This is a genomic window from Xanthomonas sp. LMG 12460 (assembly GCF_009192895.1).
Lineage (GTDB): Bacteria > Pseudomonadota > Gammaproteobacteria > Xanthomonadales > Xanthomonadaceae > Xanthomonas_A > Xanthomonas_A sontii.
Genome location: NZ_NKUH01000016.1, coordinates 1 through 26743 on the forward strand (window position 1 = coordinate 1; position 26743 = coordinate 26743).

At 70.6% G+C, this 26743-nt stretch carries 15 protein-coding genes and 1 pseudogene; 1 reads left to right on the plus strand and 15 read right to left on the minus strand.

What is annotated here, in order from left to right; all coding sequences use genetic code 11:
* The coding region (locus tag CEK66_RS20530) for a hypothetical protein (RefSeq protein ID WP_226978479.1) at positions 1-273 on the plus strand (273 nt) is incomplete at its 5' end.
* 421 nt (positions 274-694) lie between these two features.
* On the opposite strand, the gene pbpC is transcribed toward CEK66_RS20530, so the two are convergent.
* The 15 genes and pseudogenes from pbpC to CEK66_RS03330 form a co-directional block, all read right to left on the minus strand.
* On the minus strand, positions 695-3088 hold the full coding sequence (gene pbpC, locus CEK66_RS03265; protein WP_152235941.1) for a penicillin-binding protein 1C: 2394 nt from the start codon (positions 3086-3088) through the stop codon (positions 695-697).
* Between the two features lie 139 nt (positions 3089-3227).
* On the minus strand, positions 3228-3716 hold the full coding sequence (locus tag CEK66_RS20535) for an ATP-binding protein (RefSeq protein ID WP_198526542.1): 489 nt from the start codon (positions 3714-3716) through the stop codon (positions 3228-3230).
* Positions 3717-4515: 799 nt separating this feature from the next.
* On the minus strand, positions 4516-5910 hold the full coding sequence (locus CEK66_RS03275) for a sigma-54 dependent transcriptional regulator (RefSeq protein WP_152235943.1): 1395 nt from the start codon (positions 5908-5910) through the stop codon (positions 4516-4518).
* A gap of 82 nt (positions 5911-5992) precedes the next feature.
* On the minus strand, positions 5993-8434 hold the full coding sequence (locus CEK66_RS03280) for an ADOP family duplicated permease (RefSeq protein WP_152235944.1): 2442 nt from the start codon (positions 8432-8434) through the stop codon (positions 5993-5995).
* On the minus strand, positions 8431-9201 hold the full coding sequence (locus CEK66_RS03285; RefSeq protein WP_152235945.1) for an ABC transporter ATP-binding protein: 771 nt from the start codon (positions 9199-9201) through the stop codon (positions 8431-8433). Before CEK66_RS03285 ends, CEK66_RS03280 begins: the two co-directional genes overlap by 4 nt.
* Before the next feature lie 21 nt (positions 9202-9222).
* Positions 9223-10473, minus strand: a complete 1251-nt coding sequence (locus CEK66_RS03290) for an efflux RND transporter periplasmic adaptor subunit (protein ID WP_152235946.1) — start codon at positions 10471-10473, stop codon at positions 9223-9225.
* Between the two features lie 147 nt (positions 10474-10620).
* A complete protein-coding gene (locus tag CEK66_RS03295; RefSeq protein WP_152235947.1) occupies positions 10621-11562 on the minus strand; it encodes a glycerophosphodiester phosphodiesterase family protein in 942 nt (313 codons plus the stop codon).
* Positions 11563-11581: 19 nt separating this feature from the next.
* Positions 11582-14497: a TonB-dependent receptor gene (locus CEK66_RS03300; protein WP_152235948.1), complete on the minus strand. Its 2916-nt coding sequence runs from the start codon at positions 14495-14497 to the stop codon at positions 11582-11584.
* A gap of 231 nt (positions 14498-14728) precedes the next feature.
* Positions 14729-15520 (minus strand): DeoR/GlpR family DNA-binding transcription regulator, encoded by a 792-nt coding sequence (locus tag CEK66_RS03305; RefSeq protein ID WP_152235949.1) that lies wholly within the window; start codon positions 15518-15520, stop codon positions 14729-14731.
* The gene (locus tag CEK66_RS03310; RefSeq protein ID WP_193312560.1) at positions 15517-16176 is read right to left on the minus strand and encodes an HAD family phosphatase; all 660 of its coding nucleotides are present in this window, start codon (positions 16174-16176) and stop codon (positions 15517-15519) included. The genes CEK66_RS03305 and CEK66_RS03310 overlap by 4 nt, the downstream gene beginning before the upstream one ends.
* A 28-nt stretch (positions 16177-16204) precedes the next feature.
* Positions 16205-16759, minus strand: a complete 555-nt coding sequence (locus tag CEK66_RS20540) for a hypothetical protein (protein WP_226978480.1) — start codon at positions 16757-16759, stop codon at positions 16205-16207.
* A 103-nt stretch (positions 16760-16862) separates the two neighbouring features.
* Positions 16863-17372: pseudogene (locus CEK66_RS20545) on the minus strand (MFS transporter); the annotation flags it as partial.
* 444 nt (positions 17373-17816) lie between these two features.
* Entirely contained in the window at positions 17817-22706 is a 4890-nt protein-coding gene (locus tag CEK66_RS03320) for an alpha-2-macroglobulin (RefSeq protein ID WP_193312561.1), read from the minus strand.
* A gap of 508 nt (positions 22707-23214) precedes the next feature.
* The gene (locus CEK66_RS03325; RefSeq protein ID WP_193312562.1) at positions 23215-24204 is read right to left on the minus strand and encodes a nucleoside hydrolase; all 990 of its coding nucleotides are present in this window, start codon (positions 24202-24204) and stop codon (positions 23215-23217) included.
* Positions 24205-24280: 76 nt separating this feature from the next.
* Entirely contained in the window at positions 24281-26500 is a 2220-nt protein-coding gene (locus CEK66_RS03330) for a TonB-dependent receptor (protein WP_152181532.1), read from the minus strand.
* Between the last annotated feature and the right edge of the window lie 243 nt (positions 26501-26743).

Here is a 26743-nt window from a genome sequence, read left to right on the forward strand (position 1 = left end):
GCAGGAGAACCGGAGTGCGGCGGCGCTGACTCCTACTCGTGCTTGCTGGCACTGCGGCTAAACGGCCTGCCGCACTCCGCTCTCACCTACAACGATAGACCCTTATTTGACACAAGCGGCTTCAGCCGCGACAGGCCGTTTCGATGGAGCCTGTCGCGGCTGAAGGCGCTCCTATGGCGCTTCTTTTCGCACTACAAGCAATTCTCAAGCCACGGCAAAGACTTTCGCCCTTACGGGCGAGTTACTTTTCTTTGCTTGTGCAAAGAAAAGTAACCAAAAGAAGCGCTTTACCACAGCCGAAGGCTGGTCAAGCACACCCTGCCTCGCGCCCTCCGCGCTAACGCGCTCCGGGTGCGCGGCCATCCCGGGGATCCGCGGAAGGGGCATCCTGCCCCTGCCGCGGACGGCGCACATCCATGTGCGCCGCCCTTCGGGTGTTTCCCCGCGATGGCCGCCGCTTCGGAAGGGAACCCGGCAAGTCAAAAGCAACAGCAAGAGCGACAGCAACAGCCAAAGCCGAAGCCGAAGCCGAAGCCAAGCGACAGCCCCCCCCCAGGGACTCGCGGTTATCGGTGTCCGGGAGCGATTGTGGGAGGAACTTCAGTCCCGACTGCTTCCGAGGTCGGATCGCCCGCCTACTCTGATCGTCGTCGTTGCGTGACAGTTGGCTTCTACGAGCGCGCGCCACCGCTGCTCAACGCAACACCCGGAACCGCACCTGGGTCCAGGCGCCGTTGCTGGCCAGGGCGGTCAGGGTGTGGTCGCCGGCGTCGGCGAAGTCGCGTTGGAAGGTGCGTGCGCCCTCGGTGCGGGCGATCCAGCGGCCGTCCAGCAGCCAGTCCACCGGGGTGCTCGTGCCCAGTGCGCGCACCTGCAGACGCACTGTGGTGCTGCCCGGCGCGCGTGCCAGGGTGGCGCGGTCGTTGAGGCCTTCGATACGCAATACGTCGCTGCGGCCACGGCCGTCGTCGCGGCAGTCCGGTGACAGCGCCGGCAGTTGCCCGGCCTGGCGCTCGCTGGCGTGCAGCCACGGCGTCAGCAGCGCCGGCCAGCGCGCCAAATCGCGGGTGGCCGCCTCATGCGGTTGCGCACAGTCCGGCGACAGGCGCAGGCCGCTGTGCGCGTCCACCTGCACGGTCTCGCGGCCGGCGCTCCACAGCCGCGCGTCGCGCTCGGCGAAGGTCGGCGGCACGGCGCCGTCCAGCGCATAGGCGGAGAAACGGCGCTGGCACAACGCCGGCGGCGTCTGCTCGGCGGCGATGCCCAGCGGCCAGCACACGTCCACCTGCTGCACCGTCGCCGGCATCGGCCGCGGCGCGTTGTCGCCGCGCAGGCGCGGCAGGCTGTCGATGGTCTCGAACATCAGCGGCAAGGCGGTCACCGCGCCGTACTGCCCGGGCAACGGCGTGCCGTCGGGACGGCCAACCCACACGCCGACGGTGTAGCGGCGGGTGCTGCCGATCGCCCAGGCATCGCGGTAGCCGTAGCTGGTGCCGGTCTTCCACGCTACCCGCGGGCGCGTCCCGACGTCGAAGGTGCCGACGCCGTAGCCCGGACGCGGATTGGCCTCGAGCATCTCGCGCACGATCCAGGCCGCGCCGGGCGACATCAGGCGCCGTTCGATGCGCTGGTCGGTTGCGCTGTAGCGCACGTGGCCGGCGATGCCGTCGCGGTTGAGCGCGGCGAAGGCGCCGACCAGTTCCTCCAGCTTGGCGCCGGTGCCGCCGAGGATCAGCGCCAGGTTAGGGGTACTGCCGCGCGGGAACTTCAGGCCGATGCCGGCGTTGCTCAGGCGCGCGGCGAAGCGCGCCGGCCCGACCCGGTCGAGCAGATCCACCGCCGGCACGTTGAGCGACAGGCGCAGCGCGCTGGCCGCACCGATCGGGCCGTTGAAGGCTTCGTCGAAATTGCCCGGGCGGTAGTCGCCGAAACTCTGCGGCGCGTCGACCAGCAGGCTTTCGGAATGGATCAGGCCATCGTCCAGGGCCATGCCGTACAGGAACGGCTTGAGCGTGGAGCCGGGCGAGCGCCAGGCCTGCACCATGTCCACGTCGCCGAGCCTGCGGCGGTCGCCGAACTGCACCGAGCCGATGTAGGCGCGCGCCTGCAGGTCGCGATTGTCCACCACCAGCAAGGCCGCGGAAGTGCGCTCGGGCAACTGCGAGAAGTAGGCGCTGACCCGGTCCTCCAGGGTGCGCTGCAGGTCGGCGTCGAGGGTGGAGACGATGTGCGCGGCATGCGGGCGCTGCTGACGCAGGCGCTCGGCCAGCAGCGCGGCGTGCAGCGGCGTCTGCAGCGAGCGCGCCACCACCGGTTCGATGCGCGCATCGTCGACCTGTGCGCGCGGCCACACGCGCAGCGCGACCATGCGTTCGAGCACCTTGTCGCGCGCCGCGCGCGCCGCCTCCGGATGCCGATCCGGACGCAACCGGCTCGGCGCCTGCGGCAGTACCGCCAGCAACGCCGCCTCGGCCTGCGACAGACGCGCGGCCGGCTTGCCCAGGTAGGCCCAGCTCGCCGCCTCCACGCCTTCGATGGTGCCGCCGTAAGGCGCGCGCTCCAGGTACAGCTGCAGGATCTGCCGCTTGCTCAGGTGCGCTTCCAGCTGCAGCGCACGCAGCGCCTGCTGGGCCTTGCCCCACGGCGTGCGCGTACTGACCTGGGGCGGCATCAGGATGCGCGCCACCTGCATGGTCAGGGTGGAACCACCGGAGACGATGTGGCGCGAAAACACCCACTGCTTGGCCGCACGCAGCAGCGCCCAGGGATTGACCCCGGGGTGCAGCCAGAACCAGCGGTCCTCGTAGTTCAGCAGCGCCTGCAGGTACAGCGGCGAGACGCTGTCCGGCGTGGCCGGATAACGCCAGACGCCGTTGCTGTCGGCGAAAGCACGCAGCGGGGTGCCGTCGGCGGCCACCACCAGGGTCGAGGTGTCGCGCGACTTCGGCAGCGGCAGCGGAAACGCCAGGTCCAGCAACAACAGACTCAACAGCAGCGCCACCGTGCCCCAGCGCAGCCACGGCAGCAGGCGCGTCCAGCGCCGGGGGCGCCGCGCGGCGTGCGGGGCGGCGGTGTCGTCCAGTGGCATGCGGGCTCCCGATGGAAGCGGCCATTTTGCCTGTTGCGGTGGCGACGCGGCGAGCGGGATATCCTCTGCCCGTTCGGCATCGCCGACGATGGGTGCCCAACTGCTCCGGGGCACCAGCAACAATGCGCTCCTTCTGCCACTACGCCAGCGGCAATCGCAGCGTCGCCACGCTGCCTTGCGCGTCCGTACGGGCCTCCAGGCTCAGGCTGCCGCCCTGCGCTTCCAGGATCTGCCGCGACAGCACCAGGCCGATGCCCGAGCCGCCGGGCTTGGTGGTGAAGAACGGCACGAACAGATTGTCGCTGGGCGGCAGGCCGGCACCGCCGTCGCACACCTCGATCGACACGCTGGCGCCGTCGGCACTCGCGCGCAGCGTCACCGGCGCGCTGCCGCCGGCTTCCAGCGCGTTGCGCAGCAGGTTGATCAGCACCTGTTCGAGCTGGTCGGCGTCGGCGCACGCATGCAGCGACGGCGCGACCTCGACCTGCACTCGTGCATCGTCCAGCAGCCGCTGCACGCGCGCGCACAGCGGCGCCAGCGCCACTGGCGCCGGGACCGGCGCGGGCAGCCTGGCCAACCGCGCGTAGCCGCCCAGGAAGCGCTGCAGCGCCGCGCTGCGCTGTTCGATCACGCCCAGCCCGTTGTGCAGATCGGCCTGCAGTTCGGCGTCGAGCGCCTGCGGCGCGGCCGCCAGCAGCCGCGCGAGCGTGTCGGCGATCGAGGCAATCGGCGTCAGCGAGTTGTTGATCTCGTGACTAAGCACGCGCAGCAGGCGGCGGAAGGCCTGCGCCTCCTCCTCGCGCAGTGCGCGCTCCATCGGCTGCACCAGCAGCAGCCGCCCGGCCTGGCTGCGGCTGCGCAAGGCGGCGTGGCCGATCTGCCAGCGCCCCTGCTGTCCGGCGAACGCATGCGCCTGGATGCTGCCCGACGGCACATCGAACAGGGCGGCCAGTCCCAATGCCTGCGCGGATTGCCCGATCGCCTGCTGGGCGGCGACGCCGAGCAGGCGCTCGCCGGCCGGATTGATCAGGCGCAGGCGCTGGTCCTGTTCGAAGGCGAACACCGCCCCGTCCAGCGCCGCCAGGGTCTTGCTCAGCAGTTGCAGGCTCTCGTGCGAATCGCGCTGTTCGTCCTGCAGGCGTTGCGCCAGGGCGTTGAACCGCGCCAGCAGGCCGTCGGCATCGCGCGCGTCCTGCGCCGCCCGCACGCTGTAGTCGCCCTCGCGCAGCGCGTCCAGCAGGCCACCGAGGGTGCGCAGACGCTGCCCGGCGTCGCGCTGCTGCCAGCGCCACAGCGCCATGGTCAGCAGCAGCACGCACAGCAGCAGCACGATCGCCTCGGGCCACCGCGGCGCGCCGGCGGCGAGCACCAGCACCAAGGCCAGCGCGGCCGGCGCCACCAGCCACAGCGGCCGGAAGCGCTGTCGCTCAGCCGGCGTCATCGCTGCGCAGCCCGTGCTTGCCCAGGCGCCGGTACAGGCTCTGCCGGGTGATGCCGAGCTGGTCGGCGGTGCGCTGCAGATTGCCCTGGTGCTGCGCCAGCGCCTGCTTCAGCAGCAGCGCCTCGGCTTCTTCCAGGGTGAGTTGCGTCGACAGTGCCGGCACGGCATTCGTCGCCGGCTGCAGGCGCAGGTCGTCGCTGCCCAGGGTGCTGCCGTCGGCCAGCAGCGCCGCGCGCTCCATCGCGTGCGCCAGTTCGCGCACGTTGCCGGGCCAGGCGTAACCGAGCAGGGCGCGCTCGGCGTCGCGCGCCAGCGTCGGCAGCGGCCGCCGGTAGCGGGTGCAGGCGGCGGCCAGGTAATGCCGCGCCAGCGGCAGGATGTCGGCGCCGCGCTCGCGCAGCGGTGGCACCCGCACCTGGAAGGTGTTGAGTCGGTACAGCAGATCCTGGCGGAAGCGGCCGTCCGCCACCTCCGCCTCCAGGTCTGCGTTGGTTGCCGAAACGATGCGCACGTCCACCCGTTGCGTGCGCGAGGAGCCGAGCCGCTCGAACTCGCCGTCCTCGATCGCGCGCAGCAGCTTGGGCTGCTGCTGCAGCGGCAGGTTGCCGATTTCGTCCAGGAACAGGGTGCCGCCGTCGGCCAGTTCGAAACGGCCGGCGCGGTCCTGGCGCGCGTCGGTGTAGGCGCCGCGCACGTGACCGAACAGTTCGGCCTCGAACAGGGTCGGCGCCAGGCCGCCGATGTTGACCTTGACGAAGGCCTGCGTGCGGCGCGGCGACCACTGGTGCAGCAACTGCGCCAGCAGGCTCTTGCCGGTACCGTTCTCGCCCAGCAGCAGCACGTTGGCGCCGCTGCCGGCGATGCGCAGCAGATCCTCGACCAGCCGCTGCATCGGTGCCGATTCGGCGACGAAGCCGGCGGCGCCGTCCTGCAGCAACAGCGCCTGCGCCTCGCCGAGCCGTTGCGCGGCGCGGCGGCTGCGATCCAGTGCGATGCGGCTCTCCAGCACCGCCAGGACCCGCGCGTTCTGCCAGGGCTTTTCGATGAAATCCACCGCGCCCTCGCGCATCGCCGCCACCGCCAGTTCGATGCTGGCCCAGGCGGTCATCGCGATCACCGGCAGCCCCGGCCACTGCGCGGCGATCTGCGCGATCAAGGCCAGGCCTTCGGCGCCGGAGGTGGTGTCGCGCGCATAGTTCATGTCCACCAGCACCGCGGCGAACGCGTCGCCGCGCAGGCAGGCCAGCGCCAGCTCCGGCGACTCGGCGCCGACCATGCCGTAGCCGGCGCTCTTGAGCAGCATGCGCAAGGCTTCGCGCACGTCGGCCTGGTCGTCGACGACGAGAATGCGCGGCAAGGGCGATGTGCGGGCGTCGGTCATGGCGCAGAGTCTAGCGGCCGGGCGTGGCGGACAGGCGCCACGGCGCCTGTCGTGGCGTACCCGCATCGGAACGCAAAGCGCATCATTCGGCGCGCAAGGCCTGCATCGGCGGCACCCGCGCCGCGCGCCGTGCCGGCGCCAGCGCGGCGAGCAGGCCGCCCGCGGCCAGCACCAGCAGCACCGCGCCGATCGCCAGCGGATCGGCCACGCGTACCTCGAACAAGTACCGCTGCAGCAGCCGCGACAGCGCCATCGCCACGCCCAGGCCCAGCAGCAGGCCCACCCCGATCTGCACGCCGGCCTCGCCCAGCACCTGCCGTCGCAGCCGCGTCGGCGGTGCGCCGAGCGCGGCGCGCACGCCGAACTCGTGCTGGCGCGCGGCCACCGCCACTGCCATCACCGCATACAGGCCGACCGCGGCCAGCAACAGCGCCAGCCCAGCGAACAGGCCGACCAGCAGCAGGTTGAGCTTCTGTTCGCCGGTGGTGCTGGCGACCAACGCCTGCATCGGCTGCAGCTCGGCGATCGGCTGCTGCGGCGCCACTTCGTCGATCGCCGCACGCAGCGCGCGCTCGTCGGCACCCAGTGCGCCGGCCCGCAGATGCACCGCATAGGTCAGCGCGCCGAAGCCGCGGAGGATCTGCCACATCGGCTCGCTCATCTGCGCCAGCGGCTGGTACACGGTCGGCTCCGGCGGCTCGGCCGGGCTGGTGTGGCGCACGTCGCCGACCACGCCGACCACGCGCATCGACACGCGCTGGTCGCCGCCGTCGTCGGGCAAGCTGACGATCTTGCCCAGCGCCTGCCCGTGCAGGTAACGCGCAGCGAAGCTCGCGCTGACCACGCAGACCCGCTCGCCTCCGGCCACATCGCTGTCGGCGATCCCGCGCCCGGCCAGCAAGGGAATGCGGAAGACCTCCAGGAACTGCGGCGTGGCCAACCGGTACTGGCTGTCGACGGACGGCGCGCCATCGATCTCCACGCTCCAGCTCAACCGCGTCGCCGTCGGCGGATTGGTCGACACCCCCACGTGGTCGATGCCCGGCACCTGCTGCAAGCGCGCGACGATGCGCCGGGTCTGCTCCACCGCATCGGCCGCGGTGATGTAACGCTCCTTCACCGGCGCCAGGGTGAACACCACCGCCGAGCGGCTCTCGAAGCCCATCGGCACCTCCGCCAGTTTCTGCAGGGTGCGGGTGAACAGGGCCGCGCCGATCAGCAGCACCACGGCGATGGCCACCTGCGCGATCACCAGGACACGGCCGAGGCGGCCGGCCTGCAGGCTCCAGCCGCCGCGCCCACCGCCAGCCAGTTCAGCCACCAGATTGCGGCGGCGGCCGCGCACGATGCCCAGCGCTGCGGCCAACAGCGCCGTCGCGCCGCCGGCGAGCAGCGCGAACAGCACGCTGGCGCCGCTCAGATGCGGGGCCTCGCCGCGCATCCACATCAGCGGCACCCAGCCGCCGAGCAGGCGCAGTCCCAGCCAGGCCAGCACCAGGCCGGCCAGGCTGCCGAGCGCGCCGATCAGCACGCCTTCGGCCAATGCCGGCAGGCTCAAGCGCAGCCACGATGCGCCCAGCGCGGCACGCACCGCGCTGTCGTGGCTGCGCCCGAGCGCGCGCAGCAGCATCAGGCTGGTCAGGTTGATCGCGGCGATCAACAGCACGCAGGCGGCCGCGGCGAAGAACAGCCACAGGGTGTTGCCGCTGTTGGCGGCGTACAGGCTGTCCTGCAGCGGCAGCGCGTTGGGCGGCCGTCGCTGCAGCGACGCCCACCACGACGCGTCCATGTGCGGGCTGTTGCGCAACAAGGCCTGGAGCGTCGTCGCGGTCTGCGCGGACGCCGCGGCCACGCTGATGCCGGGCCGCAACCGCGCCACCACGATCTCGTTGGTGGACAGGTTGGTCGCGGCCAGGTCCGGCTGCATGTTGCGGATCAGGTCGAACGGCTCGGCCCAGGGGAACTCCGCCGGCAGCACGCCGACGATCTGCACCGGCTTGCCTTCCACCTGCAGGGTGCGTCCCACCGCGGACGGGTCGCCATCGAAATAGCGTTGCCAGAAACGATGGCTGAGGATCACCGCCTGCGGCCCGCCGGGCCGGCTTTCCTCGTCGTTGAAGTTGCGCCCGGCCGCCATGGGCAGGCCGAGCGTGCGCAGGAAGCCGGCATCGGCACTGATCGACGCGACCACTTCGCTGGCAGCGCCGCGGGCGACGTTGGCCGGCACCGGGAACCCGCGCGCGATGCCCACCGACTGCAGGCTCGACATGCGCCGCAACACCGGGTAGTAGCCGGGCGCGGCGACATTGCGGCCAGGGTCGCTGGACAGGCCGAGGGTGACCAGCCGCTCCGGCTGCGGGAACGGCAGCGGCTTCAGCAAGGCCTGATCGAGCAGCGCGAACACCGCGGTGGTGGTGGCCACGCCCAGCGCCAGGGTCAGCACCGCCAGCAGCAGATAGCCCGGCCTGCGCGCGAGCGTGCGCCAGGATTGCCGCATCTCGGCCCACTGCAGGGCGGCGCTCATCGTGCCTGCCCCGCAGCGCGCGCCGGCAGCGCCACGTCCTGTTCGTGGCGCAACCGCTCGAAGGTGTCCTCATCGACGATGCGGCCGTCGAGCATGTGCACGATACGCTGCGCGCGCCGCGCGAATGCCGGATCATGGGTGACCATGCACAAGGTGGTGCCGTTGTCGTGCAGTTGTTCCAGCAACTGCATCACCGCCTCGCCGTTGCGGCTGTCCAGGTTGCCGGTCGGTTCGTCGGCGAGCAGGATCGTCGGATTGCCGGCCAGTGCGCGCGCCACCGCCACGCGCTGCTGCTGGCCGCCGGACAACTGCCCCGGATAGTGCTTGTGGCGATGCTGCATGCCGACCAGTTCCAGCACCTCGCGCACGCGCTGGCGGATCTGGCTGCGCTGGGCGCCGTCGCGGTAGGTCAGCGGCAGCGCCACGTTCTCTTCCACGGTGAGGTCGGCGATCAGGTTGAAGGCCTGGAAGATGAAGCCGATCTCGGCGTTGCGGATGCGCGCGCGACCGACCGTGTCCAGCTCGGCGACGCTGCGGCCGTTGAGCCGGTAGGTGCCGCCGCTGGGCGCATCGAGCAGGCCCAGGATCGACAGCAGGGTCGACTTGCCGCAGCCGGACGGGCCGGTGATGGCGACGAAATCGCCAGGCGCCACGTCCAGTGCGATCTCGGCCAGGGCGTGGGTCTCCACTTCCTCGGTGTGGAAGACCTTGCTGAGTCCGTGCAGGTGGATCAGCGGCGCGGCGGATGGTGCGGATAGTGCGGTCATGCGGGATCTCTCCTGGTGAGGCTAGCGTAAGCGCAAGGTGGCGTCGGCATTCCACTGGCTGGTGTCGGACAGCACGACGCGGTCGCCGGCGCGCAGGCCGGCGCGGACTTCGATGCGGTCGCTGGAGGCGGCGCCGAAGCGCACGCGGATGCGCTGCGCGGTGTCGCCGCCGTCGCGCAGCACGAACAGGCTGCCGGCGGCGTTGGGCACGGCCAGCGCCGGGCGCGGGATGCTGACCACGTCGCGCAGCGTGCCGAGCACGATGCGGCCGTCCACCGACAGGTCCGGGCGCACGCCGGGCGGCAACGGCGGCGTCAGCCGCACGTCGACCGCCACACTGCCGCTGCGCACCGCCGGATCGATCCGTGCCACCTGCCCGCCGACCACGCCGTTGTGCGTGTCCACCGCCACCGGCAGGCCTTCGATCACGTCCTTGGCCAGGAGTTCGGGCACCTGCAGACGCGCCAGCAGATCGTCCGGGCGCGCCACCCGCGCCAGCTTGGCGCCGGCCTCGACGCGTTGGCCGGGCTCCACGTCCACTTGTTGCAGGATGCCGTCGCTGCCGGCACGCACCTGCAGCGAGTCGGCCTGTTGCGTGGCGATGGCCAGCGCACTGGCGGCCTGCTCGCGCCGTGCCTGTGCCGCGCGCAGTTGCGCGGCCATGTTCTGCCGGAACGCGGCGACGCGTTTGCGTTCGATGTCGGCGCGGCCGCGTTGCTGCGCCTCGACGATCTGGCTTTGGGTGAGATCGATCGCCGAGATCGCGCCGCCGTCGTGGCCGCGCCGGTAGGCCTTGGCCTTGATCTGCGCGATCTGCAACTCGGACTCGGCCTGCGCCTGCAGCGCCTGCTGGTCCAGCAGTTGCGAGGCCAGCGCGGCGTGCAGTGCGGCCAGGTCGGCATCGGCGCCGGCCAGCGCGGCACGCGCGCGGTCCAGGCCGGCCTCCAGTTCCGGGTTGACCAGTTGCAGGATCGGCGTATCGGCCAGCACGCGCGCGCCGGCCTCGACCCGTTGCTGTTGCACGGTGGCCGGGGCCCCGGCGGTGATCCAGCGGATCTGCCGCGGCACCAGCACGCCGTTGGCGCGGACCTCGCGACGCATCTCACCGCGCGTGGCCGCATCGATCCACACTTCGCTGCGCGCCACCCTTGGTGCGGCGCGGCCGCTGCCGAGCAGCGCCACGCCCAGCACGATCGCCACGGCAGCGGCTGCCACCAGCCAGCGGCGGCGGTGGCGCCAGAACGAACGGTTCGGGGATTTCGCGATATCCATGCCTGCTGTACAGCAGGCTGCATGCCAATCGGCGAACCGCGCTAACCCATTGAATCCGTTGCGCCGCGACCGCGGCGCGCGCGGTCGCGGCGTCCGCAAGCGGTCGCGCAGCGACCGATTACGGACAGTTGAACGGCCATGCGCCGGTCAGGGCTTTTCCAGCGACGCGCGATAGCGCAGCAGCGCTTCCGGCTCATCGGTCTGGAAGGCGCCGATGCCGGCGCGATACAGCCGCCCCCACACCGCCTCCGGATCGCGCACCGCATCGGCATCGCCGCCGACATCGGCGACGAAGCCTTCCCACAGCGTATTGACCAGTAGCCGCACGTGCCGCTGCCTGGCCAACGCCGCCACCGCCGGCAACTGGGCCAGGCGCATCCGCGGCAGCTCGATCGCCACCGGCCGCACCTTGCCGTCGGTCTGGGTGCGCACGGTCTGCACCAGGTCGTCGGTGCCCGGCGGGTTGAGCAGCACCGGGGTGAAGTTGATCCGGTCGAACGGCGGCATCGACGCCAGGTCCTGGCTGGCGACGCCGACCTCGGTCTTGACCACCACCTGCCGCTCCATGCCGGCGCGGCGCACCGCGTCGACCACCTCGGCGTAGATCGGCGCCTTGACGTCGAGGTTGAGCATGATCCGGCCCTTGGCCGCGGCCAGCATCTGCTGCAGGGTCAGCGGATGCTGGTCGGTGAGCGGCGCGTCGGCGCCGCCCTCGTCGTCGCGCAGGCGCAACCGCGACAGTTGCGGCCAGGTCAGTTCGGCGACCTTGCCGGTGCCGTCGGTGGTGCGGTCGACGGTGGCGTCATGGAACATCACCAGGGTGCCATCGCCGGCGCGGCGGATGTCGGTTTCGAGCATGTCCACGCCCAGCGTCACGCAGCGCTCCAGGCCCAGCAGCGAATTCTCCGGCGCATGCCCGGCGAAGCCGTGCGCCGGCGCGGGATTGTGGCAGCCGCGGTGGGCGACGACGAAGATGCCGCCGTCGGGTGCGGCCAGGCGCGCCTGGATCGGGGCGATGGCGGCGATGGCCGGGGCCGTCGCGGTCAGCAGTGCGGCAATGATCGCGCCGCGCGAGAAAAGCAGGTTCATGGAAGGTCTCCGGCAACGGTCACAGCGACGGGGTGAAGCGCAGGCCGAGCCAGTAGGTGGTCGGCATCGAATAACTGTCCTTCAGCAGGTTCTCGCCGGGGCCGGTGAAGCTGGTGAGGCGGCTGTGGGTGACATTGCTGATCTGGCCGACCACGCTGAGCTGCTTGCTCACCGCCCAGGTCGCCGACAGGTCCAGCTGCGAACGCGGCGCCCAGTACAGATCCTGCCAGGCGATGTTGCTGACGATGGCGCGCAGCGCCTTGCCCTGGCGGTTGTAGGCCGCACGCAGTTCGACGCCGCCGACGGTGTAGAACAGCGAGGCGTTGGCGGTGTAGTCCGGCTGCCCGACCAGGCGATCGACGGTGCGCTGGCTCTGCACCAGGTTGGGCGCGCTGCCGCTGGTGAACGGCACGTCCATGCCGCCATCGAGCAGGGCCAGGTTGGCGCTGGCGCCCAGGCCGGACAGCGCCGGCACGCCCGGGAACAGGGTGTTGAACACTGCGCTCAGTTCCAGGCCGCGCACGTGCGCCTTGGCGGCGTTGGCCGGGGTGCTGATCAGCACGTTGGAATAGGTGGTGCCGTTGAAGCTGAACTGGTCGGTGCGCGAGAGGGTGAAGATCTCGTCCTGGATGCGCTTGTCGAACAGCGCCGCGGCGAGCATGCCGTCGAAGTCGTCGGGCAGGCGCCATTCCAGCGACAGGTCCAGATTGGTGGACACGCGCGGCTTGATGTCGGGATTGCCGATGGTGACGGTCACGCCCTGCGCGTTGGGATTGCCCATGTCGCTGCTGTTGACGAAGCCGATCGAAGTGCGCGCGGCGTAGGCGTCGTAGGGCGGACGGCCGAGCGTGCGGCTGGCGCCGGCGCGCAGGTCGAGGCGGTCGTTGACGTGGTAGGTCATCACCGCCGACGGCAGCACCTTGGCGTAGCGCGACTCGGTGGGCGCATCGACGTAGACGTAGCTGCCGGTGGCCGCGTCCAGTTGCCGCTGGCGGCCGACGGTGGACTGGTCGGTATGGTCGTAGTGCAGGCCGGCCTCCACATCGAAATCGTCGGCGCGATAGCCGACCAGGCCGTAGGCACCGAAGATCTCCTCGCGATGGCTGAAGTTGTCCTGGTTGCTGAAGGCGCTCTGGTCGGTGCGGTTGAACGCGCTCAGCGGCGTGGCGCTCAGCACCTGGTTGGCCTTGTCCGGATCGATCGCGATCAGGTTCAGGCCCAGGTAGCGCATCGGCGCATTGGACGGCGCCAGCACGTCGGCGATCTTCAGCGGCGGCGCGCTGCGGTTGGGCTGGTATTCCACGCGGTAGATGTCGAAGCCGGGTTCGTCGCGGGTGTAGCTCAGGCCGCTGCCGAAGCCGAAGCCGCGGTCCATCTCGCCACGGTTGAAGGCGTAGTCCAGGCGCCCGGTGAGCACCTTGTCGCGCGCATTGCGCTGGTAGTCCGGACGCCAGTACAGCAGGCTGTAGTTGTCGTAGTTGTAGTACGCCTGCGCCGCCATCGGGAAACGCTGGTTGAGCGCGGAGGTGTCGTAGTTGAAGCCATAGGCCGCCGTCGGCACCACGGTGACGCCGGCGCCGGTCTGTCCTGTCGGCACCGCCGCCGGGCGCTGCGCGCCGGTGACGTACTTGATCATCTTGATCGGTTCGGCGTAGGTGGCATCGGACCAGGACGCGCGCGCCGACAGCACCTGACGGTCGTCCGGACGCCACTCGAAGCCGGTCTGGCCGAGCTTGGTGCGGGTGGTGGTGATCTGGTTGGAGTAGCCCACTTCCACGTCGCCGACCGGGTAGGTGCCGCTGGTGGCGGTCTGGTTGTAGACGCGGTTGCGGTTGCGCGGATCGAGGATGACCTCGTTGCGCTCCATGTTGTCGCGGAAATAGTAGTAGCCGGCCATGGCGTAGGCCTGGAGGGATTCGCTCAACCGCGCCTCGAACTTGCCGGTGAGGCCGTAGCGGTCGCGCTTGTCCATCACGTACCAGTACTTGTCCTGCTGCGGCACGGCCCAGCCGTTGCCCAGGTTGGTGCCGCTCTGCAGTACGCCGCTGTTGTCGTAGAACCCGTAGTGCACCGTGTCGGTGGTCATGTGGGTTTCGGTGTAGCTGCTCAGCGTCTGGTAGTTGCCGGACAGGGTCAGGCCGTACTGCCCTTCGCTGCCGAAGGTGCGGCTGCCGGTGGCGAGCAGGCGGTAGCCCGGGTCGTCCTGGTCGCGCGGCTTGCCGACGTCGTTGGCATGGCCCAGTGAGGCCTCGGCGGTGAAGAACGGCTTGCCGCCGTTCTCGAACGCGCTGCGGGTCTTGAGGTTGATCGCACCGCCGGTTGCGTTCGGGTCCAGGTCCGGAGTGAAGGTCTTGATGACCTGCAGTTCGCTGACCATCGAGGCCGGCAGGATGTCCAGGCGCACGCCGCGGGTGATCGAGCCCAGCGTGCCGTTGGGCGTGCCCGGCGAGGCCACGGTCAGGCCGTCGATGGTGACGTTGTTGTAGGACGGGCCGAGGCCGCGCAGCACCGGGGTGGCGGCTTCGTCGCGCGGATGTTCGTTGTCGGTGGCCGGCAGCACCGACAGGCCGGGGATGCGGCGCAGCGCCTCGACGATGGTGGTGTCCGGCAGCGCACGCACGTCGGTGGAGCTGACCACGTCGGTGATGTTGGTGGCCGCGCGCTTGCTCTCGATCGCGGCGGCATTGGCCTTGCGCACGCCGGTGACCATCACGCTGGACAGCGTGGTGGTGCCGTCGGCGCTGGCGGCGGCGTTGGGCGTGGTATCGGGCGTGGAGGTTGGCGTGGTGTCGCCGACGGCCGGCGCGGCGACAGTGCTGGCGTCGGCGGCGAGCGTCGCCGTGGTGGACGCGGCGTCCTGCGCGAGCGCGGCCTGGCAGCTGGCGGCGAGCGCGCAGACGATCAGCGCGCGGCGCCGATGGGTGAGTGGTTGCATGGCGATGTCCCCTGGTTGACCGAATTAAGTAACTTAAAGTTCGTTATTTAATCCCAGGGATATGACGCTGCGATGGCGGCGTGAGGAAAGCGCGAAGACACGGCGTCCCGGCCCGGCCTGACTTGGCGTCGGGCAGCAGATCACTCGCGATGGCATAGCTGTGCGGACGCCGCGCCCTTGCCGCGTTCGATGCCGTCGTGTGCTCTGCAGCGGCCGCCCGGCCGCCGTCCCTCAGTCGGCGTCCGCAGGCGCAGCGCGATGCACCTGCACCGCCTGCGCGGCGAACGCGGCAAGCACACCATCCGGGGCGTCGTGCTCCACCACCAGCCGGTCGATCGCCTCCACGCCGACCACGCGGTGCGCGGCCAGGGTGCCGAGCTTGTCGCTGGTCACCACCGCCACGGTCTCGGCGCTGGCCTCGACCATCGCCCGCTTGAACAGGCTTTCCTCATCGTCCACGCCCCACAGGCCGCGCTCGGGGTCGATCGCGCAGGCGCCGGGGAAGCACAGGTCGGCGCGCAGTTGCCGCAGTTGCTGCAGCGCCTGGGCACCGACGGCCGCGCCGCTGCGCGGGTCCAGTCGCCCGCCGATCAGCAGGATCTCGATGCCCTCGCGACGCAGCAGGATCTGCGCGATGTCCGGCGCATTGGTGACCACGCTCAACCCCTGCCGCGCCGGCAGCGCAGAGGCGATGGCGCTGTTGGTGGAGCCGGCATCGATCAACAGCCGCTGCCCGGGCTTGACCAGCGCCACCGCGGCCAGCGCCAGTGCGCACTTGCGCTCGGCATGCTCGGCCTGGCGCTGCGGCAGCGGCGCGAAGGTCGGCGTGGGCAGCAGCGCGCCGCCGTAGACACGCCGGCACAGCCCCTGCGCGGCGAGTTCGCGCAGGTCGCGGCGGATCGAATCCTCGGACACCGCGAAGCGCTCGGCCAGTTCCGCGGCCACCACCCGGCCGTGCTCGCGCAGGCGCTGCAGGATCGCATGCTGCCGCTCCTGCGGCAGCGTGTCGCGCTCGCCGCTCATGGCGCCGCGGCGTCGGTGCGCGGCGGCAGCAGGCCCAGTGCGACCAACTCCTCGCGCAGCGCGGCGGCGTCGCGGAACTGCAGCGCGTGCATGCCGGTGGCGGCCGCGGCGTGCACGTTGCGCGGCGCGTCGTCGATGAACACCGCCCGCGCCGGGTCGATCGCGTAGCGTTCGCACAGCAGCGCGAAGATCGCCGGGTCCGGCTTGACCAGGCGCTCCTCGCCAGACACCAGCACGCCTTCGAACCACTGCAGGAACGGATAGCGTTCGCGCGCGATCGGGAAGGTCTCGTGCGACCAGTTGGTCAACGCGTACAGCCGCACGCCCTGCCCGCGCAGCTCGTCCAGCACCGCCACCGTGGCGTCCAGCGCGCCGCCCAGCATCTCCGGCCAGCGCGCGTGGTAGGCGGCGATCATCGGCGCATGCGCCGGATGCAGCGCACTCAGTTCCGCCACCGCCTCCTGCCACGGCCGCCCGGCGTCCTGGCGCTCGTTCCACTGCGGGCTGCACACCTCGCGCAGGAAGGCTTCCATCGCCGCCTCCTCGTCGAACAGTTGGCGGTACAGATGGCGCGGGTTCCAGTCGATCAGGACGCCGCCGAGATCGAACACCACGGTGTCCAGGCGAGGCGAGGCGGAGGGATCGGACGACGGCATGGCAAGCTCCAACGGACGGAAGTGGGGATCAGCGACGGACCAGGCGCGCGCCGGCGGCGACCAGCAGCAACAGCGTCGCCACCGCGGCCAGCGCCAGCGGCAGGCCGATGGCGTGGGCCAGGAACCCGATCAACGCCGGCCCGGCGAGCAGGCCGGTATACCCGAGCGTGGTCAAGGTCGCCAGCGCCAGCGCGGGCGAGGTGCCGGGCATGCGCCCGGCGGCGCCGAACATCACCGGCACCAGGTTGGACGCGCCCAGGCCGACCAGCACGCAGCCGAGCAGGCCGCTGCCCGGCAAGGTGCCGAGGCTGGCCAGCGCCAACCCGGCGGCGGCCAGCACCGCGCCGAGGGCGACGGTGCGCACCGGCCCCAGCCAGGCCACCAGGCGGTCGCCGCCGAGCCGGCCCAGCGCCATCGCCACCGAGAACGCGGCATAGCCCATGCCCGCCGCGCTGGGTGCCAGGCCGTGATGCTCGCGCAGCAGCACCGCGCTCCAGTCGAGCATGGCGCCCTCGGCCAGCAGGCAGACGAAGCACAGCGCACCCAGCAGCAGCACCGGCCCCTGCGGCAGGCGCAGCGGCACCGCTTTCGCTGGTGGACGCCGCGTGCCGCAGCAAGCCGCCGCGCTGCCACAGCAGCACGCCCAGCAGCAGCACGGCGACCAGCACGGCGCCGGCCAACAGCGGCAGGCCGGCACCGAGCAAGGCGCTCATGCCGGCCGCGCCGATCAGCCCGCCGACGCTGAACAGGCCATGGAAGCCGGACATCGCCGCCTTCTGCAGGCGCCGCTCCACCTCCACCGCATGCGCGTTCATCGAGACGTCGAGCGCGCCCAGCGCCGCGCTGAAATACAGCAGCGCCGCCACCAGCAGCGGCACGCTGGGCGCCAGCGCCAACGCCGGCAATGCCAGGCACAGCGCCAGCGCGCTGGCGACGATGACCGTGCGCGCGCCCAGGCGGTGGCTGAGCAGCCCGCCCAGCGGCATCGCCAGCACCGAGCCGGCGCCGAAGGCCAGCAGCACCATGCCCAGCCGCGCGTCGTCCAGCGCGAAGCGCGCCTTGACGTAGGGGACCATCGGCGCCCAGGCGGCCATGGCCATGCCCGACAGCAGGAACATGCCGCGGGTGGCGGCGACGGCGCGGGAGACGGTGGGCGCGGGGGTTGGTGCGGAAGCTGGAGGTGAGGCGGGCGGCATGCGGGGAACCTGCGATCGAATGCGAGCCCAGCTTAGACGAACGCGCTAAATCGTGCAAAAACGTGCATCAATCGACGTCGGCGTGCTGCGGCGGTCATTCGGTCTCTGAGCAGCGGCCGGCGCGATTCCGCCTGGGAGTCAGCACTGTGGCGACGCATGCGCTGCCCGCAACGACGACAGGACCCTGCTGGGTCCTGTGTTAGGTGCGAAGTGTGGGAGGCGTGGGCGGCGCGATGGGTACGGCGGTCTCTGGGCGCCACCCTCACCCCTGCCCTCTTGGGGAGGTTGAGCGCGGCGGCTTCTGGTGCATTTCTGGCCGCCGTACCCTCACCCCCGACCCCTCTCCCGGAGGGAGAGGGGAGGTTGGCGCGGCGGTTTCTGGTGCATCTCTGGCCGCCGTACTCTCACCCCCGCCCCTCTCCCGGGGGGAGAGGGGAGGTTGGATCACGGCTGCACGACGTTGATCGTGCCGGGGTTGCTGCGCCCCACCCCGCGCAGGTCGGGGCGGTACATGTCCTCGACCAGCGACGGCGGCACCGTGTAGGTGCCCGGGGTCACCGCGCGCACCAGGTAGAACACCTGCGCCTTGCTGCCCGCCGACAGGCTCAGCGCGGCCACGTAGCGGTCGTCGCGGAACTCCTCGTGCTTGACGTCGGCGGCGTTGGAGCGGTCGCTGATCTCGATGCCGTCCACCACCACGTCGGCCCACTGCTTGGCGTCGCCCAGGTTGAAGTTCTCGATCTCCAGGCCGGCCGGCAGCAGGTCGGTCAGCAACGCGTCGGGCATGCTGGTGTCGGAGGTGATGGTGACGCGCACGATCAGCGCCTCGCCTTCCTTCAACGGCTGCGGCGTCCACGGCTTGCCGTCGGTGCCGTAGAAGCTGCGCTCCACCTTCAGCGTGCTGTCGTCGGCCGCCGGCGGGGTGCGCGGCACGCCGGCGATTTCCAGGCTGGCGTACAGCGGCGGCTGGCCCTGCGGCACGAAGTGCACGCCGCGCGCCAGTTCAGCCTCGCCGAACTGGCGGCCGAAGGCCTTGGCCGGGGCGATCGCCTCGCTGCTGTCGCCGATGCTCAACTGCCCGGACACCTGCGCGGTCTGGCTGTTGAGCAAGGCCTTGCCCATGCGCGCCAGCGCCACCTGCTCCTGCGTGCTCAGCCACAGCCAGCCGCCGCGGCGGCGCGCGTCCAGCTCGCGGCCCAGCGCCATCACCCGCGCGTCGTACTCGGGCTTGGCCAGGCCACGCTCGTGCAGCAGCGCGATCATCAGCGCGTCGTCGCGGACCACGCTGCCGTAGTCGCCGAAGTAGCGCGGCCGGTCGGCGCTGTCCTTGGCGAAACCGGCGGCGATCGCCGCTTCGCCGCGCTTCTTGTCGCCCTGCAGCGACAGCGCCACGCCCAGGTGCACCAGCGACAGGCCGGTCAGCGCCTTGCCGCGGTCGTTGTCGTACAGCGCGCGCAGCGTGCCCAGCGGCGCGCGGTTGACCCGCGCCAGCACGTAGCCGGACCAGGCCTGGTTGGCGAACTTCAGGTTCTCGCGGCGGTCCTGGCCGTAGAAGTTGTTGCCGCCGGACAGCAGGTCCTCGCTGAGCCGGTTCAACGCCTTCTGCAGCACGTTGTCGGGCACCGCGAAGCCGGCGTCCTTGGCGTCGAGCAGGAACTCGGCGATGTACGGGGTCAGCCCCGGATTGACGTAGCCGTCGTCGCCCCACATCGAGAAGTGGCCGCTAGACACCTGCATCGAAGCCAGCCGCCCGAACGCACCTTCCATGCGCGCGCGGCGCGTGGCCGCATCCAGGCCCTTGACCCCGAGCAGGCGCGCGGTGGCGTCGTCGAGCAGCAGCGCGGCGTAGCCCTTGCTGGTGGTCTGCTCGGCGCAGCCGTAGGGGTATTCCAGCGCGCCCTGCAGGGCGCTGGCGAATGGAATCGGCGGCAAGGCGCTGACCAGCATGCGCGCGTTGACCGAGCCGGCCATCAGGCCTTCGGCATCGCTGGCGCCCAGCGTCACCGGCGCCAGCGTGTCCAGCACGCGGGTCTGCGTGCGCAGCACCGACGGCCACGCCGCGCGCACCGGCAGGTCGTAGCGGCGGTCGGCGGCATAGCCATTGCCTTCCACCCGCACCCGCACCTTGGCCACCGTGTAGCCTTCCTGCGCCACCAGCGGGAAGCTCAGCGTGGCCTTGCCGTCCTTGCCCAGCTTGGCGCTGCGTGCGTTGTCGGCGATCGCCAGCGGGCCTTCGCCATCCACCCGCACCTTGAACTCGCCCGGCTGGCCGGTGAAGTTCTGCACGTCCAGGGTCACGGTGCTGCGGTCGCCCGGCGCCATCACCCGCGGCATGCTGGCCTCGGCCACGATCGGCGCGCGCACCAGGGTCTCCACGTCGCGGTTGCCGTAGCGCTCGTCCGAATAGACCAGCGCCGACACGCGCAGGGTGCCGTTGAAGTCCGGCACCGGCAGCTGCACGCGGGCGTTGCCCTTGGCGTCCAGTTGCACCGGGCCGGAGAACAGGTCCACGGTCTGCACCCGCGCGGTCGGCCGCTTGGCCTGCGGCAACGCCGCCAGCGCCATGTCGCCGCCGAAGCGTAGCTTGCCGGTGCCGCCCTCGAAGCTCTCGATGACCCGGCCGTAGATGTCGTACGCATCCACGCCCAAGCGCCGCTGCGCGAAGAACTGCGCATTGGCGTCGGGCACCGGGAAGCGGGTGATGTTGAGGATGCCCACGTCCACCGCGGAGATGGTCACGTGCGCCTGCTTGCCGGCCAGTTCCGGCACGCTCACCGTCACCGGCAGCGGCTGCTCCGGGCGCATCTGCTTGGGCGCGACCAGGCCCACCGCCACGCGCCGGGCCTTGCGGTCCATCGGCACGTAGGCCACGCCGACCGCGCGCGCCGGGGTGATCTTGCTCGGCGCCGAGCCGCCGCGGAACACCAGCGCGGTGACATAGACGTCGTGGCGCTCCCAGTCCTTGGTCACCGGGATCTCAAACGTGCTGCCCGGCTTCACGTCGATGTCCTGCACGTACAGCATGCGGTCGCTCTCGACCATCAGCAGGCCGGGGCCGGCATGCGGCGGGGTCAGGGTGACCTTGAGCGTGTCGCCGGCCTTGTAGCCGGTCTTGTCCAGCGCCAGCTTGACCTTGTCCGGACGCGCATCGAGGCCGCGGTTCTCGTCGTTCCAGCTCCAGCCGGCATGGAACGGATAGCGCGTTGTCAGGCCGGTGGCCGGGTCGAACACGTCCACCCGGTACTCGCCCCACTCCACCGGGAAATCGAACTTGGCGGCGCTGGCGCCGGCATCGACGGTGAGCGTCTGCTTGTTCTCGAAGCGACGGGTGAAGTCGTAGTCCCAACGGTTGTCGGCGAACGCCCAATGGTAGTCGCGCAGCTCGCGCACCAGGGTCACCTTCAGGCCCTTGGCCGGCTGCGGCTTGCCCTGCGCATCCACCCGCATCAGTTCGAAGCGCGCATTGGCGTTGGCGTCGGCACCGTCCTTGTCGTCGAACAGCGGGCGCACGCCGACCAGCGCCGGCGCCGGCCACAGCACGCGCTTGAGCGTGCGGGTGACGGTGCGGCCGCCGGTCTCGTACACGCTGGCCGAGACCAGCGCGGCGATGGTGCTGGTCGGCTTGGCCTCGTCGGGCAGCGCCAGGTCCTCGCTGAGCTTGCCGTCGGCGCCGAACTCGGTATCGACCACGTCCTTGGCCTCGCGCGGCAACTGCAGCGTCGGGTCGCCGAAGAAGTAGCCCGGCAGCGCCTCCACCGGATGCTGCTCGACCGCCACCGCCAGCTTGGCGGTGAAGCGGTTGCCCGCCGCCGGCGCGCCGTACAGGTAGGCGGCGGTGGCCTGCAGCTTGAACGGCTCGCCCGGCTTGAGCGTCTTCTGCGCGCTGTCCAGGTCCAGCTTCATGCGCTCGGGCAGGAACTCCTCGATGCGCAGGGTCATGCCCTGCACCGCTTCCTTGCTGGTCGGGTCGGTGCGGAACTCCACCTGCCAGCGCCCGGTCGGCGCATCGGCGGGGATCAGCTGCTCAAAACTGAAGTAGCCCTGCTCGCCCGGCTGCAGCCGGGTCTCGCGGAAGATCTTGCCGTCGGGCTGCTTAAGCCGCAGGAACACCGGCTGTGCGCCCTTGCCGGTGGTCGGCACCGGCTTGCCGTCGTTGTCGCGCAGCAGCGCCGACACCCGCACGGTCTCGCCGGGGCGGTACAGGTCGCGGCCGGACCAGGCGAACACGTCGAACCAGGCGTTCTCGCGCCCGGCCACCGCGAACTCGCTCAGGTCCAGCGCCGGCTGGTTGAACGGCAGCATCGACAGGTCGGTGCCGCTGCGCGCCACCAGCACCTGGCCGGCGTCGAGCGTGTAGTTCAGCAGCGCGTTGCCGTTGTCGTCGGTCTGGCCCTTGAGGAACAGCTCGCCGTCGGCGCCGAGCACGCGCAGCTCCACCTTCTTCAGCGGCTCGCCGCTCTGCAGCGAGGCGGTGTGCACGAACAGCTTGTCCTTGTAGGCGCGCGCGTGCAGGCCGATGTCGCTGACGGTGAAGAAGGCGGTGTCGTACTCGTTGTCGAACTTGCCGGGGCGGCGCAGCACCGCGAAGTACAGGCCCGGCGCCTGCAGTTCCTTGATTTCCTGGATCGGCAGGTAGGTCAGCGCGCGCTCGTTCTTGTCGCCGCCGAGCACGAAGCGGTTGACGTAGACCGAGTCGGCCATCTGCGAGATCGGGGTGTGCTCGCCATATTCGCTGTCCAGTTCCCAGGTGCCGCGGCGGCCGCCGCGCTGGTACTGGGCGAAGAACGTCGGCAGCGCGCCCTCCTTGACCCGCATGAACTCCACGTCCACTTCCGGCACGTTGAGCGAGACCACCGGCAGCCCGCGGCTCTCGCGCGCCGGCAGCACGCTGCCCTGCGAGGCGAAGCCGACCGCCGGGGTCAGTTCGCCGGTGTAAACCTTCTGCTTGAGCGGCTTGCCCAGGCGGCTGCCGTCGGCGGCCAGCAGGTCGGCCGAGATCACCACCGTGTAGTCCTTGGCCGCCTCCACGTAGGGATAGCGCAGGGTCTTGCCGTCGTCGGACAGCGACCAGGCGCTCTCGTCGGTGCCGACCTTCTCCTCGAAGCGCAGCAGCTTGTCGAAATCCTGGGTGCCGACCAGCGGCCGCGAGAACTCCAGCGCCAGCGACAGCCCGTCGCTCTTCTGGTCGGGATAGGCGCGGACCAGGCCGAAGCCCTTCATCGCTTCCTTATGCCCCTTCACCGGCTCGCCGCTGGCCTCGGGCAACTGCCCGGATTCGTTGCGCTTGCAGCCGCCCAGCGCCAACGCCAGGCCCAGCAGCAAGAACGTCCCCATCAATCCCGCGCGCAGGCCCGCCCAGCGCCGCTTCGAATCCGTGTGCATGCGTTCGCTCCGTGAATGTGGCGCGAGTATAAAGCGCCGGCGCGACGGTCAGGAGGGGCGAAGGTGCACCATCCGTCGGCATGTTCGCAGCAGGCTGCCGTCGGTGCGGACGTCCCTCCCGCCAAGGCACCACCGATCGCCATGGAGCCCCTGTAGGAGCGGCTTCAGCCGCGACGGGCTTTCCCGGTAAAGCCCGTCGCGGCTGAAGCCGCTCCTACCCCCTGGATGAGTAGCCGCGCGCCCTCGCCTCAAGGTCATGTGGGAGGGACGTCAATCACGACGCGACGGCGATGGAGGCGCCGATGGCGCCACTCGTCGGGACTGAAGTCCCTCCCACAGGGGAGCCAATCCGATCGCCCATGCCGACAGCACCCACGGCACGCGTCCTATGTGGGAGGGACTTCAGTCCCGACTGCAAAACAACGAAGCAGCCAACTGCCCCGCTCGTCGCGACGACACGTCAGCGCAGCAACCGCTGCATGTACAGCGCGATCAGCCGCGGCCGGTCCAGCGCCAGGCAGACCTGCGCGTTGGCCGCAGCCCCCGGCACGTCCGCCGTCGGCGTCTCGCGGGTATAGCCCTTGTCGTCGACCACGATGCGCAGCGGCACGGTGGGGCACAGGCCCGGGTCGAGCAACTGCGCCACCGGCACCACGTCGAACAGGGTCGGGGTGGCGCTGGCCCAGGGCTGGTCGGTGTCGCGCCACTGGTAGTAGAGCTGCGCCAGCGCATCGGTCAGCGGCTCGCCATGGGCGAACAGCGCCACCCGCTCCGGCTCCTCCAGGGTCACCTGGGTGGCGTCCAGCGGCAGCATCACGATCGGCACGCCGGCGCCGAACACGCGTTGCGCAGCGGGGATGTCGGCGGCAATGTTGTACTCGGCCGCCGGCGGATTCGACGGACGGTAGCGCGACTTGCCGTAGCCCGCGCGCACCGAGCCGCCCATCAACACCACCTGCTTGAGTTGCGCGAAACCGGCCGGGTCGCGCTGCTGCGCGCGCGCCGCGTCGGTCAGCGGGCCGAGCACCAGCAGAGTGACCTCGCCGGGATGCCGCCGCGCCTGGTCCAGGATGAACTGCGCCGCATCCGGCGCCTTGCGCGGCAGCGTACCCTTGGCTGCCCAGCGCGCTTGGCTGAAGGGAATCGTGCTGTCGGTGCGCTGGCCGATCGCCAGTGGAATCTCGCTGCGGCCGGCCTGCTGCAGCAGCCGCTGCAGCAGTTGTGCGCGCAGGCCGGTGTCGCCCCAGGCCGAAGCGATGCCCAGCACCTGCAGCTCCGGGCTGCGCAACAGTAGTGCCAGCGCGAATGCATCGTCGATGTCGTCGCCGACGTCGGTGGACACCACCACCTTCTGCACCGGTGCGCTCGTCGTTGGCGCTGGCGCCGCCACCGCATCGGCCGCCCAGGTGGCCGCGATCAGCAGCGCCGACGCCGCCCATTGCTTCAGCACGCGCATGCGCGTCTCCCAAAAAAAGAACCGCCGGCATGATAGCCGGCGGTCGGTGTTGCGACGGCGAGGCCGCGAATCAGAAGTTGGCGCGGAACTGTGCGCCGACGATGCGCGGATCGTTGATGAAGCCGGTGAGGTTGTTGAAGTCGATCGCACCGGTGGCGCGGATCTGGTTGGTGCAGTTGCGGCAGAACACCGAGACTTCGTACGCGCCGGCGCCCCAGTTGTAGCCGATCTTGGCACCGCCCTCGAGCAGCGGCTGGCCGACGAACTCGCGCGAGTCGTACAGGAAGAAGTTGATCTCGCTGCGGTAGGACCAATCGGTGAAGAAGAAGAACTCGGCGTCGTCGCCGACCGGGATGCCGTAGCGCAGGGTCGCGTTGCCCATCCACTTGGCAGCCTGCGGCAGCACGTTGCCGTCGATCAGCGCGCGGCCGGAGGCATTGATCGGATCGGTCACGGTGCAGGTGCGGCACACGCCCACCGACAGGGTCGGGTCCTCGATGCGGGTCCAGTTGTAGGCGCCGCCCAGGGTCATGCGCAGGTTCTGGGTCAGCAGCGCTTCGAAGTCGAACTCGGCGCCGCGCGCCTTGGAGGCCTTGGCGTTGAGCAGGCGCACGTCGTTGGAGGCGCCGCCGACCGCGGTCAGCTGCTGGTTCTTCACCTTGAAGTCGTAGACGTCGAAGCTCAGGCGCGCACGCTTGTCGAACAGGTCGGACTTGATGCCGATCTCGTAGGAGTCCACGGTCTCCGGCGCGGCCACGGTCAGCGGCGCGGTGGCCGACGGCACGCCGAAGCTGGCGCCGCGGAAACCGCGGGCGGCGCGCCCGTAGACGTTGACGTTGTCGTTGATGGTGTAAGTGGCGCTGAGGTCGCCGGTGACCTTGGAATTGTCGGTGCTGCCGCTGGAGGGCTGCTGCAGGGTCACGCGGTCCAGCGCGAGCACGTCGAAGGTCTTCTTGTCGTAGGTGTAGCGGATGCCGGCGCGCAGGTTCAGGCGCTCGGTGGCCGCGTAGTTCAGCGAGCCGAACGCCGCCCACGAGGTGTTGCGCTGGCGGGTCAACTGGTAGCTGGACAGGGTGCCGCCGGCCAGGGTGTTGTAGGTGTAGTTCTCGCCTTCCACCGAATCGTTGAAGTAGTACAGGCCGGCCTGCCAGTTCAGCGGCCCGGCGTACTGCGACTCGGCGCGCAGCTCCTGCGAATACTGGTCCAGGTTCTTGATGCCGCCGGCGGTCTCCACCGGGAACGCGATCACCCCGGGGCCGGACGGCGGCGCGAACACCGCGCCGTAGCCGCCGTCGATGTCGCCGCGGCTGTAGTACTTGCCGATGCCCTCGTAGCCGGTGATCGAGTGCAGCACGATGTCGCCCAGGTCCCAGGTCAGGTTGGCGCTGCCGCCGTAAGTCTGCAGTTCCTGGGTGTTCTTGCCGTCGATGGACACCTTGTCCGGGTCGAAGCCGGCGACCAGCTGGTTGGTGCCCGGCTGGAAGATGTTGGCGCGGAACAGCCGCGCGGTGCCGTCGAGGTGGCGCGCATGCGCGTTGAACAGCGCGCTGAAGTCCTCGCCCGGCTGGAACAGCACCTGCAGGCGCACCGCCGAGTCCATGTAGCCTTCGAAGGAGCGATTGTCGATGGTGTTGTCGACCCAGTCGCCGCGGCGCTGGCCCAGCGCCGACAGGCGCGCGGCCCACTTGTCGCCCATCGCCACGCTCAGGCCGGTTTCCATGGTCATGGTGCCGTAGGTGCCGTAGGACAGGCTGGCGTAGCCGTCGTTGGCGCCGATGGTCGGCTTGACCGAGTTGAACTTGACCACGCCGGCGGGGGTGTTGCGGCCGAACAGCGTGCCCTGCGGACCGCGCAGCACTTCCAGGCTCTGCAGGTCGAAGATCGGGAAGCCCTTCAGGAACGCGTTCTCGGCGACCACGTCGTCATAGATCAGCGACACCGGCTGCGAGGCGTAGGTGTTGAAGTCGGTGTTGCCGTAGCCGCGGATGTAGAAGCGCGGGAACACGCGGCCGTTGGACGACTCGACGTTGAGGCTGGGCGCCTTGCCGGCCAGCACGCGCACGTCCGAGCCGCTGGTGGCGATGGCGTCCAGGTATTCCGGGCGCAGCACGCTGGCCGACACCGGCACGTCCTTGGAGTCCTCGGCGCGGCGCTCGGCGGTGACCTTGATCGTGTCCAGACGGGCGACCCCGTCGGTGCTGTCCGCCTGCTGGGCGGCGGCGGGGAACGAAAGCGCGGAAACGACGGCAACGGCAAGCGCACTGGCGCGCAGCGACCAACTGGCAGACATGGGAACTCCGGGATGGGTGGGCGTAATCGGGAGCGCGCCGAGTCCTTGCCGCGCCGCAGCATAATTAACACAAAATATACAACCTGCGGCGGCCGGCGTCACCTGGGGAGGCGGGGATTTGGGATTGGGGAGTCGGGATTGGCAAAAGCGGGGCGGTTGCGGGGGCTGCTCGCCTGCCGGCCCGGGCCGGCTTCCCTTCTCGGATGGCCGCAGCCGCTTTTGGTCGCGTCGGGACTGAAGTCC